The following is a 15,229-nucleotide window of genomic DNA, read 5'->3' as shown; positions in this document are numbered from 1 at the left end:
ATTGTGAAATGCACTTTTACGCCCGATAACCCTGCCCAATTAACCTATTCATATAATAGCGCTTGGTGTATTGACTGCGCCTCCATCCGGGCTGCGCGCTGTTATACTCCACAGTTCACGATAATGTGATATAATTCGCCCCCTGATTTTTCACGACAGTTGACCTGATAGGATTTAATATGCTTGTTGTTGCCAATATCACCATGCAATTTGATGCCAAGCCCCTTTTTGAAAACGTCTCCGTTAAATTTGGCGACGGTAATCGATATGGCCTGATTGGAGCCAATGGGAGTGGTAAGTCAACGCTTATGAAAATTTTAGGTGGCGATCTAGAGCCCACTTCTGGCAATGTTTCTCTTGGACCAGATGAAAGCATGGGCAAATTGCGTCAGGATCAATTTGCTTATGAAGCCTTTACCGTTTTAGATACGGTCATCATGGGGCACAGCCAACTCTGGGAAATTAAGAAAGAGCGCGATAGAATTTATTCTTTGCCAGAAATGACTGAAGAAGATGGCATCAAAGTGGCCCATTTGGAGATGGAGTTTGCCGAGTTAGATGGTTATACCGCTGAATCCAGAGCGGGTGAGTTATTACTTGGACTTGAAATACCAGTTGAACAACACACAGGATTAATGAGTCAAGTCGCGCCAGGCTGGAAATTGCGTGTTTTGCTAGCCCAAGCTCTGTTTTCCAACCCAGATATTTTATTACTGGATGAGCCGACTAATAACCTTGATATCAATACCATTCGCTGGTTAGAGAACATTTTAAATCAACGTAATTCAACCATGATCATTATTTCACATGATAGGCATTTTCTAAACAGTGTCTGCACACATATGGCTGATCTCGATTATGGCGAATTACGCATTTATCCTGGTAACTACGATGATTACATGTTGGCATCAACCCAAGCGCGTGAGCGGTTAATTGCTGAAAATGATAAAAAGAAAACCCAAATCGCCGAACTACAACAATTTGTCAGCCGGTTTTCAGCCAATGCATCGAAAGCAAAACAAGCCACCTCTCGAGCAAGGCAGATTGAAAAAATTGAATTACATGAAATCAAAGCATCCAGCCGGATGAGCCCGTTTATCCGTTTTGAGCAACAAAAAAAATTATATCGTCAAGCTCTGGAAGTTACCAATTTATCACATGCTTACGACAACTTAGTCGTCTTTAAACCTTTCAGCTTCCGTGTTGAGGCGGGTGAGCGTATTGCAATCATTGGACCAAATGGAATAGGAAAAACAACCTTGCTGCGCTGCCTTGCAGGGGATTTAGAGCCGATGCAGGGAACAGTAAAATGGGCAGAAAACGCAGAAATAGGCGTGTTTGCCCAAGATCATGCTGCTGATTTTGCCACTGAGCAAACAATATCGGAATGGATTGGCCAGTGGGCAAAAGCAACCGATGACGACCAAATTGTTCGAGGAACCCTCGGTCGTATGTTGTTTGGTCGTGATGATTTGAAAAAATCGGTGAAGGTCCTGTCTGGGGGAGAACAAAGCCGGATGTTATTCGGTAAATTAATTTTACTCAAGAAAAACGTCTTATTAATGGATGAGCCGACCAACCACCTGGATATGGAGTCCATCGAGTCACTTAATCTGGCGTTGGAAAACTTCCCAGGCACCATCCTGTTTGTAAGCCACGATAGAGAGTTTGTCTCTTCCATTGCTACACGAATTATTGATATGACGCCTACCGGTATTGTTGATTTCTCTGGAAACTATGAAGACTATCTGCATAGCCAAGGGATACAGTAGGAATGACATGATTTAATGGATGAACACACCCAGTTAAGAGCCCTTGGCCTGACAGACAATTTTTATGATATAGTTAACCGTTAGGTTCCAATGGGAGTAAGAGATGGGTAAGATTCAATATGGCTTTGGTAAAACTGTCGATTATGGCTTTGATCAAGCCCTTGCAAGAGTGACCGAAGCATTAAAAACGGAAGGCTTCGGCGTTTTGACAGATATTGATGTCAAACAAACGTTAAAAACAAAATTGGATAAAGATGTTCGACCCTATCGCATTTTAGGTGCCTGCAATCCCCATTTAGCCCACCGTGCTATTGAACAAGATCCTTCAATTGGTTTATTACTTCCCTGCAATGTTGTCATCCGCGAAGATGAAAACAACGCTGTTCATATCGAATTCATGAATCCAGAGGCGATCATGGAAATGGTTCAAAATCCAGAAATTAGTGAAGTGGCTCATGATGTGAAGCAGCGTCTGGAGCGTGTGCTAAACATTTTATAGCGGAATCATCAAATCAGGGAAAGACCTTATTGACAAATCAGCAACACGTGTCTCGATGGCGAACATAGCGTGTTGTATTCACCAATGCTATTAATTTATCAGCCATAATTTCATCTAATCTTTCAGTCATAACCAGAACATCACCATCCGGTAAAAAATCATAATTAGCATTTAATGCACTAGGAGTTCTTGATTGTTACTTGGCTAAATGAACTCGATGAGTTTTAAATAATATATACTTTAAAAGGTAATGATTTATTTCTTCATATAAATTAAGCAGATATTTATATGCATGTGAGTATATTATTTTGGTTAATCATTTTCGGTAGCTTAATGAGTGTGGTTTCACTGGTGGGAGGTTTGTTTTTATTTCTTGCAGAAAAAAAGCTGAAAACAATATTACTTCCTATGGTGGCATTCGCAGCAGGGGCGTTGCTGGGAGGGGCTTTTTTTCATATGCTACCAGCTTATTTTCAAGTTCATACCAATTACGCACTTGGGTTTTTATATTTACTGATAGGTTACTGTGCCTTTTTTATCTTAGAGCAGTTTTTACATTGGCACCATTGCAATACGGCAAATAGCATTTGTCGTAAGCCGTTAACGTATCTGATTCTAATTGGCGATGGTTTGCATAATTTTATTGGTGGTATGGCGGTCGCAAGTACTTTTCTAATTGATTTACGATTAGGGATAATTACCTGGCTTGCAGCCGTAGCCCATGAAATTCCACAGGAGATGGGCGATTTTGCTGTTTTAATACATGGTGGGTGGAGCAAAAAGAAAGCGCTGATATTTAATTTTATTTCCGCTTCAACTTTTTTACTGGGCGCAATGGTCACCTATTTCATTTCATTAGAAATAGATTTAAGTTTTTTAATACCATTTGCGGCAGGAAATTTTATTTATATCGCTTCATCTGATTTGATACCTGAGGTGAATAAGCATACTGGTATCAAAGAAAGTCTTATCCATTTCGTATTTTTTATATTGGGATTAGGAATCTTGGGGTTATTGACTTTTATGAAATAGCAATTAGGTAACGTCCCTGAAGCAGCTTACACGCAATGACGTATGCCTGGAAGCAAGCTTGGTCTTACAATAAGTCAAATCTATCTGCATTCATGACTTTAGTCCATGCCTTAACAAAGTCATGAACAAACTTTTCTTTGTTATCATCTTGAGCATAAACTTCAGCATAAGCTCTAAGAATAGAGTTAGAACCAGAAACAAGATCAACACGACTTGCTGTCCATTTGACCACACCTGATTTGCGATCACAAATCTCATATAAGTTGTTACTGACAGGTTTCCACACATAATTCATATCAGTTAGATTAACAAAGAAATCCGTTATTAATGCACCAACATTATCTGTCAAAACACCATGCTGAGTACCACCATGATTGGTTCCTAATATGAATTAGTTAAATACGCAATTATGCCAAGCTTATACTATCCACAATAAATTTTTAGGATCGATTGGCGGGAATGCCCAAGCTCACGACTGATAATTCCTCGAACTTTGCGATCAATCCTCTTTTCTTGTTGATTAAGCATGTGTGTATCAGGAACCTAATGAATATATCATTGTCGTGGTTTCTCTGATTGATTCAAATTTTCTCTTCTACTTTTCTAAGTCAGCCCTTCAATTATTTATCTTCATACCCAGTTGGTTTGGGGCCACTATACATTCTGTCGTAGGGTGTTTTTGGTTTATTGGATTCCTCTTCAGAAGGTTTCATACTGACAGGTTCTTCTCTTTCTTGCTTTTGTCTCTGGTTTGATTCTTTATCTTTTTCATGGTTTGGTGATGCTTTGGGGACTGGTCTCGGTGAATATTTATTCAATGTTCTACTCATAAGAGAGTAGCTTGATTTGTACTCATTTTCTTCTTGAGCCCATTCTTCTTCGCTGGCGCCTGAAATTCCAGTTTCAGGTTCATTTTTCCTAGCTTTATCAACCATGTCATCTATTGTGCTTAGTCTGTTAGAATCTTTAGGCTGATTAGCTTTAGTTGTAAGACTCTCTAAAAATTTTTGCATATTTTGATAACGTTCCTTGGCTTTTTCTAAATGCTCTTCTGCTAGAGTAACATTACTAGACAATTCCAAAGCTTTTAGTAATCGCTCTGTCGCAAGATCCAAGTTCAGTTTTGCCGCCTCAAGGTTTTTTCCCACAATAAAAAGATCGATATTTTTCATACGGCTCATTTGTTTGGCTTCCCAATCCTCTTCATAGGCCATTGCAAAACCAAATTTATCACGCATATATTCACAAGACTCTCTGGCATCTATTACGCCATTGGTGATTTCTTCAGTAAGAACATCACCATTATGTGAGTTACTAAAAAATACCGTACCAGTTTTTGTTTGGGGATTCATCGTGATAACGGCACGCCACTGATTCATATCACCATTATGGAATACAGCAGTTACTTTCCCATGTTCTAGCTGAAGACCTATGCCGTGTCCCCAGGCCAAATTATTTAAACGATCTTCATCAATTCCTACAGTTCTTGCCCAACTATCCTTGGTTAACTTAACTACAGGCGTAGTTAAATATTTTGAAAGCTTCTCATCATTCATCCATTCAAGCATGAACTTGGCATAATCTTCAGCGGTTGTTCGCAGACTATTGGCTGCAACGGAAGAATAGGAGTCAATATCAGCAGGAAAAACAGAGCTTTTAGCTGAATAATCAGGTAACAAGTCGACATGTCCCTTTTTCAAAAAGCTACTATGGTCCATGTGGCAATGATCAAAAACATATTTTTTTGCTAATTGTTCTAAAGTCTGCCCCGTATTTTTTTCTAATGCCATTTGAAGGTATATCAATGGGAAACCTGAATACCCAAATTGGCTTCCTGGTTCAAATAATATTTCTGGTGCACCATAATCTTGTGAAGGGTCATGAACCCCCGTTTGATGGGACAAAGCCATGCCAACAGTAATATCGTTAGCCAAGCCACTTTTTTCATCAAAACCAGGGAGTAAATCGACTAATTTTGAATTCAAGTCAAAATCATTTAATTTCAGTTCTTTCTGAATATTTTTATCTTCAATAATTCTCAAAACCAGATAAAAAAATACTGGCTTGCTTAATGAGGCAGCCCCAAATTGAGTGCCCTCATCAATTTTTTGGGGTTGAAATGGATGATTCGTTTCTTGCTCAATGTGTTGAAGCTGATCGGCTTTTAAAGCAGGAATTTGCTCGAACTTCTGGTACATGGGGTCGTGGTTAATCTTATCCATGGTGTTTTTGACTATAACGTCATTTTCGGAAACCGTTTCTAATTGATTTGTAGATACATTATAAAAATATAGGCCATCGTCCGTTAATAGATACCTGGATGAGTCAAGCTTCTTCATTTGCTCATCATTGGGCAGTTCATTAACTTTGTAAAAGCCACAGCTTGTCATCCCGAGGGCAGTATAATCAATAACTCCATTTTTCATTGTCGCCATAGATAATCCGGGAATGTCGGTTTTTTCCATTAGTGTTTCTATAGCTTTCTTTTTTTCTGGCATATTGAACCCTAATCTTCGACTCTTTGATTATTTTAGCATCATTTTATAGCAGGATATTGTTACAAAAATGATTCTACCGTCAAGAAATTGAAAATAGTTGATAGAAATATCCCTAGATCAAGCATTAGACTAATTGTTAGGAAAAAATTAAGCTGGATTATTAAGGTGGCGTGTTACTTTGTACCGGACAATTTTTTCAAAGCACCGTCGCTGCGAGCTTTGCGAAGCAATCCAGTTCGATCTCTGAACAGAAATCTGTTCTAGATTGCTTCACTACGTTCGCAAAGACGGCTATTTTAAAAAATTGTCCGGCACAAAGGGGGTGTTACTGAGGAACCTTTGTTAATGGCAAAGGCAGTCTAACTTTATAAATTTCAGCGTCACTGACGAAAATAAATGCTTGCCCCTTTGGCAAAGAAACAATATCCTCCGCCCCAATCATAGAAACAGAAGAAGTCAGAACCCGATCCTCATTAGTTTTATTAAAATAAACACCATCATCCCCATGCGGAGTATCATTAACCAAAGAAATCTGGGTATGACCGATTACACCAACTTGGGGTAGTAGTTTGACCCGTAAGTTCTCCGTTTCTCATTTTTCACCCGTAGCATGATGTGGGTATTAAAATTTCCTTCAGACACATCAGTTTTAGCGCGTGATCCCAGCGCAACTTCCATATCTTGAATGGTCTAGGCGTAAGTAGTAACTTGGAACCCTGCGCCACCAGCTTTCCCCAGATCAATCCTACCCCCTCTTTATAGCTTATTATCCATGCGGCGACAATGATGCCAATACGCAAAGCTCATTATTTCCTAATATTAATGGGGGATATTATCGAATTACAGACCCGGGCGTACCAGAAGATATTCTTCGCCATCTTGGGTATAGTGCTAACCATTGTAAAGACTTTTCTCAGTATAAATATTAATTGCTATATTTATATATAGGTGTTATTGTACTACTATGGCTTGAGAGAAAGCCGGTTTTGCATATTACTAATTCCACGTTTTTTTTCATAATTTACGCGCTATTATCAATAAAACTATCTTTTTCATCTTCCTAGCTAGCTTAATATTTAAGCATACTTATAATTTTTTCAGGTATATATTATGTCAAAAACAACAACCGGTACGGTTAAATGGTTTAATGAGTCAAAAGGTTTCGGTTTTATTGAACAAAGTTCGGGGCCAGATGTTTTCGCCCATTTTAGCTCTATAGTAAGTAGTGGGTTTAAAACATTAAAAGAAGGTCAAAGTGTAGAGTTCGTTGTAACTCAAGGTCAAAAAGGCCCTCAAGCTGAACAAATCGTTTGCTTATAATTTTTGATAGTAACAAGCAATCTAGTAATGTTAGCCCTATATAAAAATGGGCTTTAAACGATTTCTTTTCGCACAAAATTTCTTTTCATCGCCTCTTAATTCAATAGCGATGAGTTGAACATTTTGTGTGATTGTCATTTTTGGGGTTACTGTCTGGCTATAATGAATCTATGTTAGAAAGAAAATCTATTTAAACTGTTCTCTAACTATTCATTATTATCTTAAATTTCATTTGTATCTATTTATTATTTAGCCCGTCTAGTCACTCCATCCTATAAATATCAGGATAATTTTATGTCAAATATAAAGACAGGAACTGTTAAGTGGTTTAGTAAATCGAAAGGTTTTGGTTTTATTGAGCAGGACTCAGGAACCGACGTATTTGCTCACTTTTCCTCTATCATTACCGATGGTTTTAAAACTCTTATTGAGGGTCAGAAAGTAGAGTTTATTGTAATCGCTGGAGATAAAGGGCCTCAAGCAGATAATATAGTTATTAGAAATTCATTAAGTAGTCCTCGCTCTCCTTCAATTACAGGAAGCTACTTATCTAGGGTTCAAATGTATTTTAGACGACTTTTCAATATGTCTAAATAATATCAACTTAATCGCTATTATTAAAAATAGAAATGCTATGCGCAATTTACACTTGCGCATAGAAGAAGTTAGAAAATAGATGCATAGATAGATGGGGGCTGAAGGCCTCAGTTAGTGATTTAATAGAAGATTATATAAAATTTACTAGCTAATGTTGATTAAAATTAATAATTAGCGGCACACACCTTTCCTGTGCCGGTTTGAGCAGTCGTTATAATATCACGATTTAGAAAGATAGCAGGTATGGCCTTTTGCTGAATAGAGGTTGGTGAAGTATAATTTTTTTCACGTAAAGCTATCGTGGTGGAATTTGATAGCTCAAGGGATGTAAATGTCATTTTATTCTCTCTATTTTCTAAATGAAAACAATCCAGATGATATTCAGAAGAAATATTGTATTGTTTAAATTGATGCGGTGAGTTTGATACAGCTAACTTTATCGTCTAGCTGCTCTCCATATTATTAACTAAAGACATGTCGGTCTGTCCAAGTGTATACAAGTGTTTAAAGTGGGCCTTTAACGCAAGTCCCAGTGTCGGGTAGCAGTGATAGCCTAGGCCATATTCTTTAACGGTCTGTTGTACGATTCCTGCGATTTTAGGATAATGGACGTGACAAATCGTTGGAAAAAAATGGTGCTCTATTTGGAAATTTAAACCACCAATAAACCAAGTTAACAGACGGTTATTTGGAGAAAAATTCGTGGTGGTTTTAACTTGATGGCTAGCCCAGTCATGGGCAATATTACCACTGTTATCGGGCAAAGGATAATCTGTATTTTCAATGACATGTGCGAGCTGGAATACAACTGCTAGAATGATTCCAGTAACAGCATGCATGATTATAAAGCCTATCAGCCACTGAAAAATATTAATATTTAAAATCATCATCGGTATAATAAGCATATAACCATAGTAAATGGTTTTTGAAACTATTAAAAACCTAAGCTCTTTCCTATATTGAACTTTTGACTTGATTAAACCCATTGAGAAATACCGCTTTAGCTGAGCAAATTCTTTATGTAACACCCATATTAGAGTTGTCAAAGCATACAAGAAAATGGCATATAGGTGCTGAAATCTAAATATTGGTTTTTGCTTATCATGTGGACAAAAACGCATAAACCCATAAGGGTTTAAATCCTCATCAACATCATGAATGTTTGTGAATCTATGATGAAGTACGTTATGTTGTAGTCGCCAGCAAATTGGATTACCACCTGATATCAGCACATATATTAACGTACCCCACCATTTATTCAGTTTTGGTGAGGAAGAAAACGAGCCGTGGATACAGTCATGCATAACCCCCATACCTAAGCCCGCTATAGCCACTCCCATCGTTGCTGCAAGGAGAAGCATTGATATGGAATTAAGATCATACGTTAATAAAATACCATATGGGATAAATAGTAATGCCAGCAAAACGACACTTTTTATGACTATTGGTTTGCCTCCATATTTAGAGATACCTAAACTGTTAAAATAATCATTTACTCTTTGTCTAAGTACACCTTGCAGATCGGCTTTCGGGAATTGAATCATAGATTAACACTTATATTTTGAGAAAAGATTTCATGTGATACATATTTTGCCAGAGTTTCAACATGTCTGAAACAGATACGGCCTAACTTTTTACCAAAGATTTTGGTTACCTCGAAAACTCTCTTTTTTTCTAGCTGCGCTGACCCGGATAGTTCTTTCTTTTAGTTCTTTTCCATTCATATTTAGAGCTTTTACAGCACTTGAATTGGATGAAAACGTAATAAATGCAAAACCTTTTGATTCACCAGTATATCTATCAATAATGATTTTAATATCATCAATAGAACCAAATTCTGAAAATGCCTCTCTGAGTTCCGTTTCAGTTGTAGACGATGAAAAAGCACCGACATATATTTTATTTTGTTTCATAATAACACCTTGTGATTATTGGAATGATGAAAGGCGAGAAAAATTTCTCCTAAGCATATTCAGGATAGTTTTTAGCATTAGCCTTGACGGTGGTTAAGAAGGTTTGACGGCCTTGTTTATCAGAGTATGAATTAATTCCAATTAACTTTTGATTACATAAATTGCATAATCTATAGCAGAGAAACTTCTCATTGTTCGTTTTGTATTTTCCTTGGAGGGAAAAACTATCAGAAATTTGTAAACAGTAATGGCATATTTTATGGCTCATAACATTCCTACCTTAACAGTCAGCTTCGATTCAAAATGACTAAAAGGTAAGTGATTGCGCCAAAAATCTAAAATAGAATCACATGTAATAGGCAAGTAAAAAAGAAGGGTGGGTACAAAAATTTTTACCCACATGTTTTAATTATATCATATTTCTAATATAAATAATATCAGTCAAAGGGGAAAAGGAAGCATTTTCGAAATCCTTATTGTGCTGATGAAGTGCTGAAGCGACAATTTCTGAAGCGTAGTTGCATTGAATACTTCAAAAAGACAAATGAAAAAAGCGATCAATCCCCAGTTTTAATAGTTATTTGAGCTGGCAGACTAATTGGGGCCAAAATAATGTTAAATTTCAATTTAAAACAAAACCCGTATAGCCGATTATTGAAACCATTGTAAAGACTTTTCTCAGTATAAATATAAATTGCTATATTTATATATAGGTGTTATTGTACTACTATGGCTTGAGAGAAAGCCGGTTTTGCATATTACTAATTCCACGTTTTTTTCATAATTTACGCGCTATTATCAATAAAACTATCTTTTTCATCTTCCTAGCTAGCTTAATATTTAAGCATACTTATAATTTTTTCAGGTATATATTATGTCCAAAACAACAACTGGTACGGTTAAATGGTTTAATGAGTCTAAAGGTTTCGGTTTTATTGAACAAAGTTCGGGGCCAGATGTTTTCGCCCATTTTAGCTCTATAGTAAGTAGTGGGTTTAAAACATTAAAAGAAGGTCAAAGTGTAGAGTTCGTTGTAACTCAAGGTCAAAAAGGCCCTCAAGCTGAACAAATCGTTTGCTTATAATTTTTGATAGTAACAAGCAATCTAGTAATGCTAGCCCTATATAAAAATGGGCTTTAAACGATTTCTTTTTGCACAAAATTTCTTTTCATCGCTTCTTAATTCAATAGCGATGAGTTGAACATTTTGTGTGATAGTCATTTTTGGGCTTACTGTCTGGCTATAATGAATCTATGTTAGAAAGAAAATCTATTTAAACTGTTCTCTAACTATTCATTATTCACAATGAAAGATAGCCGCAATTTTCATTTTCCTTTTATAACTGCACTCATCCCAAATGTTGGGCCAAGGCCCAACCTACGTTTGCTGATTGATGGATTCAATTGTGGGATGGATTGAGAATATTACCGTGTACGTCCCTCTCTCGATAATTTTACGGACGCTCCCTGCTATACTTAAGAATAGAAGCTTCATTTAATATGGAAGGGATTGTTATCATGCCTAATCCAGGATTGAAACTATTAAATCTTGGGAAAGCGACGCAGAAAGGCTCATCTTCTGCAAATGCAAAAGATACAAACTCTTCAATCATAGTCATTTCAACAACTATGCCACAGGATGATCGTCAAAAATTGTTAGCTCTTATTCAAGATCAGCATCCTGCAAAAGTCAAGATTTTGAGTCGCAATAAGAATTATGAACTCAGAGAAGGTAATTCAGCTTTAGTTCCTACCAAGTTCCAGCTGTCTAACTCTATTATTAAAGTAGAAGAAAAGTATTTTGTCCTCGGTAATAAAGAAGTAAAAAATTATCGTTTGGGCAGAGGTCAATTTGGCAGTGTAAAACGAATTGTATTTGAAATTAAGCTAACAAAAACAGATTTACAAATAAGTGAACCCCAGGAACCAATGGCCGTTAAAATTATTGATCTTAAAAAGACACTTAATATTGATAATGAAAAGAATGCATCCCAAGTACTCGATAAACTAATCGCATATGGAAAGGGCTCTGAAAAAGGTTATCTTGTGATGCATGAATATAAAGAACCTACGGTTAAGCAAAAATTAACTGAGTCTCCTGAAACTTATAGTTTTATAGAACGATTAGGAACATTGATTTATCTGGCTGAAAATCTAATCACTCTCCACAAAGCTGGATGGTTACATGGGGATATCGCTGCTGGCAATGTTATGATGAGCGGTAACTTAATTGATATGGGAGAAGCGACGCCAAAAAACTCATCTTCTATCAAAGACACAGGAACCCCAGCATACAGAGCACCAGAAGCAAGTATCAAACCTTTATCAACTCAGAGTGAGATGTTTTCTTTTGGATGTCTTGTTGCTGAAATGATGGGGGCTATTAATTTTTCCTCTGAACGAGTTACTGAGATGGGAGTAGTCGCCGAAAAAGCACTTAATCTACAAAATCTAGGATTCATTATAGGTAAAAATGGCGAGAAAATTGAAGAGTTAAGTGAAGAAATGATTAATGCATTAACAGCGCTTATTAACAGAATGACATCCATTACAAATCAGCGCCCTAAATTCGAGGAAGTTAAAGATGAGCTGTCTAGTCTTCAGCAGTATCTGCAACCCCCACCATGTGTTCTTTAATTGCTTCAGTTGAATACCAGCAAGGCTGACTAACGACAGAGGCAGCACTGGGTTATGAGCTGATTAAAAAAACCTATCTCAAAGGAAGACACTTAGTAAAAAGTTGTGGGATATTAATTTACCAGATGCTAAAGACGGTTATGCAATGCTAATTATGAAGGATGGTAAATTTTCATTAGAGACTTATGAGCTTGCCTTGATTTGATGGACACCCTGTTAAGAGAGTAAAATCTTATTTTCTGAGGCAAGATCAGTTGCATTTATTTGAAATATTATCGCTAGACTCCAGTATTTCATGCGGCATACTCTTTTCCTAATTGTTCAAATAAACTGTTTTATAAAGTAATTGGTTGCCACTAACTATTAGGAGAATCAATTATTGGCCGGGAGTGGCTAGATTGTCTGAAGCAATGCAGCTGTGGCCGTGGGCCTAAACCAGTTAAGACCATTCCCCGCACAATTACCGTTTTGTACTTTGTTTAATGAACACCTATCTGCTTTAAAATTATACCAGGATGGGGTAGAATGGAATCAAGCTGAATATTTATTAAACCTTCCCTCAGTTGCCGCGATCAGTATTCATAAACCCCAAAAAAAACAATTGAATAACCTGGCATCGGGGATCTTGGAATAAAATTTAAATCATTGTTGGATCGAAACGACCAAAATTTTCTGGGAGGTATCTTTGTATTGTATAAGCTTCAAGTGAACGATGGGGTATTCGCTATTCATAATTTGGACTGGGTAGAGTCCGGGGAACTATTAGAACTGTTTAAACAAATACCTCCCAAAACAAACCTGGTTGTGATTTTTGAATGTAGATTTAATACAGTAGCGATTAGTGAAATAGAATCAGCGTTAGCATTGATTCCTCCTTCTGTTGAGAGCCTACTCATTAGAAACTGCGTCTTTTGTCATTTAGTACCCCTAATACGTTCTATTCCTTCTACAGTGAAGTCTCTTCATTTAAGTAATAGTCATTATGGAGAATTACCAGTCAGTTTTCTGGTGGAAATGCTGGGTGCAATTCCTAGAACCATTACCTTATTAAATTTAATGAATATCAGTTTGGGTAGAAAACGTTATCGTATTGATGACCTAATAAGAATTTTTCAAGCCATACCTTCTTCAATTCAAAGCTTGTATTTAGATGGAATTGACTTTAATACCAGAGCACCTGAAGAAAAAATTGCCCTTATAAAATCCATACCCTCAACGATCAAAGCTATGGATGTGGATTGGTTGTTGCACTCGGATTTAAAAATAGAACAATTATCATCTCTTAAGAATTACTTTTGCAGAATTGAAAAGATTTATTGCGATGGAACGTTAGCTCAGCAAACAAGTGAAGCAGACGCCAAAACAATAATGTCAATTTTCCCAAACTGTAGAGATATCGTTTTCTTCAATACTCATGTGGATAGGTTCTCTCATAATTCTCAGTTTGATGATTTAAGGCGACGTTGGCTTAATTATACCGTTGATAAAGGATCGCTTTATTATACTCTTTTTTTTGAATTACTAAGAAGAGGAGGGAGAATGAAGCCGAATGGTTCTTATTCTATACCTTCATTAGAGTAAAGCTTGGGAATGTTGGGTCAAAAAATTCCTAACCTACATCACTATTGATTGGCCAAATAAAAAATCAATGGGATCAGACTATGACCCCATTGTTCTTTTCCATGGCATCGGTGGACGCCCTGCCAAGCTTAGTTATAGGCTCCGGACAATGTTAGCTCTCTTGAGGACAATGTATAGGGCTTAATTGTTTCTCCTGGGCATTTTTGTGCTAACAAACTGTTCGGGTCACCATAAAAAAGTGCGGATCCCAAAATGTCGTCCAGCTTCCGAGTTAATTGCCCCTCTGGGGAGTCAGGAGATTTTGTTCGCCTAAACTCTTTATAGTGTTCAACAACTTCAGCTAAGGCTTTGCTATAAGCAACTATGGGAGTGTTTGTTTTCTTGAAGTTCTCATATGACTTATTTAATTCTCGCATCAATTTTTGCACTTCTGAGATATACCGACTTCTTGCTTTGGCTTCAGGGCTGTTGAAATCCAGATCTGTCCTAGGTAAGTTCTGAATAGCCTCTTGAACGCTATTTGCTATTTTGCTTATTTCAGTGTCTAAAGTGCTGACATTTATTATTTGACTAATGAAATCAGATTCAGCTATTGCACCCCACTCAGCGATATCAACGCCTAATTCTTTAAAAGTATTCGCGTCTTCATCCGGTATTATATAAGCGGGTTGAAGATTTACCTCGCTAGATAAGGATAAAAGCTTCCCTGAAGGTAAAAAAGAACAATAATTTTGTTGAAAGGTTTTATGCTCTGTTTTGATTGTCAGTAAGATACTATTATTGGCGCTGTATGTAATTGATGCACTGTTAACTGGAGCGCTGTCCAAATTATCTGGGAGCGAATCGTTAAAATTACAGTCTGTTTGATCACCAAAAATTACAGTGTTTAACTCAAATAATGAACGCAATTGATTGCAAGGTGAATATGGAGCTGGCGTTACTAAATTTCCCGTTGCACTCTTAGCTATAAACCTCACTAGGCCACCAAAATCATTAAAAGTTATTTGGCCATAGGTATCTGAAAATAAAGTTATACTATTGTTTTCTTCAAGGCGAAATCGTGCGGATAGTATTGTTGGAACACTTAAGCACCAAATATCAAGGACAAGTAAATCGGGATTTGACATAGACGATCGAATTGAGAAGATACCTGGATTAGGAGTCATTGATAGTTTTGAAAAACATTGAAGTTTTTTGATTCGTTCTAACATGGTTAACATAGTGTCTCCAATATATAAAAGTTGCTGGTTGCTTACTAATTTATGTTACATTTGCCACCTCAGTGTCAAACGTTAGCTCGTTTGGTAAAATATATATTTATATTGTATAAATACACCAATATATTGTATATTATTAGATCATTTATGTTCTGGTTTATAA

The 15,229-nt window shown here is 36.8% G+C and carries 13 protein-coding genes and 3 pseudogenes; 8 read left to right on the top strand and 8 right to left on the bottom strand.

Features of this window, described 5'->3' with window-relative positions:
- Window positions 1-179: 179 nt before the first annotated feature.
- The 3 genes from AB3348_RS06785 (at window position 180) to AB3348_RS06775 (ending at window position 3,303) form a co-directional block, all read left to right on the top strand.
- Window positions 180-1,772, top strand: coding sequence for an ABC-F family ATPase (locus AB3348_RS06785; protein ID WP_367606808.1), 1,593 nt, complete (start codon window positions 180-182; stop codon window positions 1,770-1,772).
- Window positions 1,773-1,875: 103 nt separating this feature from the next.
- A complete protein-coding gene (locus tag AB3348_RS06780; RefSeq protein ID WP_367606807.1) occupies window positions 1,876-2,271 on the top strand; it encodes a DUF302 domain-containing protein in 396 nt (131 codons plus the stop codon).
- A gap of 288 nt (window positions 2,272-2,559) precedes the next feature.
- A complete protein-coding gene (locus AB3348_RS06775) occupies window positions 2,560-3,303 on the top strand; it encodes a ZIP family metal transporter (RefSeq protein ID WP_367606806.1) in 744 nt (247 codons plus the stop codon).
- A 64-nt stretch (window positions 3,304-3,367) separates the two neighbouring features.
- Here the strand turns inward: AB3348_RS06775 and AB3348_RS06770 are convergent, their stop codons facing one another.
- The 4 genes and pseudogenes from AB3348_RS06770 to AB3348_RS06755 all read right to left on the bottom strand — a co-directional run.
- Window positions 3,368-3,652 (bottom strand): hypothetical protein, encoded by a 285-nt coding sequence (locus tag AB3348_RS06770; RefSeq protein ID WP_367606805.1) that lies wholly within the window; start codon window positions 3,650-3,652, stop codon window positions 3,368-3,370.
- 74 nt (window positions 3,653-3,726) lie between these two features.
- Window positions 3,727-3,828 (bottom strand): annotated as a pseudogene (locus AB3348_RS06765) (integrase); the annotation flags it as partial.
- Window positions 3,829-3,923: 95 nt separating this feature from the next.
- A complete protein-coding gene (locus AB3348_RS06760) occupies window positions 3,924-5,801 on the bottom strand; it encodes a serine hydrolase domain-containing protein (RefSeq protein WP_367606804.1) in 1,878 nt (625 codons plus the stop codon).
- Window positions 5,802-6,126: 325 nt separating this feature from the next.
- A pseudogene (locus AB3348_RS06755) lies at window positions 6,127-6,539 on the bottom strand (conjugative coupling factor TraD, PFGI-1 class); the annotation flags it as partial.
- A gap of 372 nt (window positions 6,540-6,911) precedes the next feature.
- On the opposite strand from AB3348_RS06755, the gene AB3348_RS06750 reads away from it, so the two are divergent.
- Both AB3348_RS06750 and AB3348_RS06745 read left to right on the top strand, forming a co-directional pair.
- Window positions 6,912-7,121, top strand: a complete 210-nt coding sequence (locus AB3348_RS06750) for a cold-shock protein (RefSeq protein ID WP_367606800.1) — start codon at window positions 6,912-6,914, stop codon at window positions 7,119-7,121.
- A gap of 294 nt (window positions 7,122-7,415) precedes the next feature.
- Window positions 7,416-7,616, top strand: a pseudogene (locus AB3348_RS06745) (cold-shock protein); the annotation flags it as partial.
- 266 nt (window positions 7,617-7,882) lie between these two features.
- Here AB3348_RS06745 and AB3348_RS06740 read toward each other — a convergent pair.
- The 3 genes from AB3348_RS06740 to AB3348_RS06730 form a co-directional block, all read right to left on the bottom strand.
- On the bottom strand, window positions 7,883-8,056 hold the full coding sequence (locus AB3348_RS06740) for a hypothetical protein (RefSeq protein WP_367606803.1): 174 nt from the start codon (window positions 8,054-8,056) through the stop codon (window positions 7,883-7,885).
- A 105-nt stretch (window positions 8,057-8,161) separates the two neighbouring features.
- Complete coding sequence (locus AB3348_RS06735) at window positions 8,162-9,262, bottom strand: fatty acid desaturase (protein ID WP_367606802.1); 1,101 nt, start codon at window positions 9,260-9,262, stop codon at window positions 8,162-8,164.
- Window positions 9,263-9,352: 90 nt separating this feature from the next.
- On the bottom strand, window positions 9,353-9,631 hold the full coding sequence (locus tag AB3348_RS06730) for an RNA recognition motif domain-containing protein (protein ID WP_367606801.1): 279 nt from the start codon (window positions 9,629-9,631) through the stop codon (window positions 9,353-9,355).
- Window positions 9,632-10,505: 874 nt separating this feature from the next.
- On the opposite strand from AB3348_RS06730, the gene AB3348_RS06725 reads away from it, so the two are divergent.
- From AB3348_RS06725 to AB3348_RS06715, 3 genes are all read left to right on the top strand, one after another.
- A complete protein-coding gene (locus AB3348_RS06725) occupies window positions 10,506-10,715 on the top strand; it encodes a cold-shock protein (protein ID WP_367606800.1) in 210 nt (69 codons plus the stop codon).
- A gap of 434 nt (window positions 10,716-11,149) precedes the next feature.
- The gene (locus tag AB3348_RS06720; RefSeq protein ID WP_367606799.1) at window positions 11,150-12,268 is read left to right on the top strand and encodes a protein kinase; all 1,119 of its coding nucleotides are present in this window, start codon (window positions 11,150-11,152) and stop codon (window positions 12,266-12,268) included.
- A 690-nt stretch (window positions 12,269-12,958) separates the two neighbouring features.
- Entirely contained in the window at window positions 12,959-13,849 is an 891-nt protein-coding gene (locus AB3348_RS06715) for a hypothetical protein (RefSeq protein WP_367606798.1), read from the top strand.
- 128 nt (window positions 13,850-13,977) lie between these two features.
- Here the strand turns inward: AB3348_RS06715 and AB3348_RS06710 are convergent, their stop codons facing one another.
- Window positions 13,978-15,069, bottom strand: coding sequence for a hypothetical protein (locus AB3348_RS06710; protein ID WP_367606797.1), 1,092 nt, complete (start codon window positions 15,067-15,069; stop codon window positions 13,978-13,980).
- Between the last annotated feature and the right edge of the window lie 160 nt (window positions 15,070-15,229).

Origin of the sequence: Legionella sp. W05-934-2 (genome assembly GCF_964199965.1) — a bacterium.
Taxonomy (GTDB): domain Bacteria; phylum Pseudomonadota; class Gammaproteobacteria; order Legionellales; family Legionellaceae; genus JAFIFT01.
The sequence above is the reverse complement of the archived record's forward strand: the minus strand, read 5'-3'. Positions and strand labels throughout refer to the sequence as shown.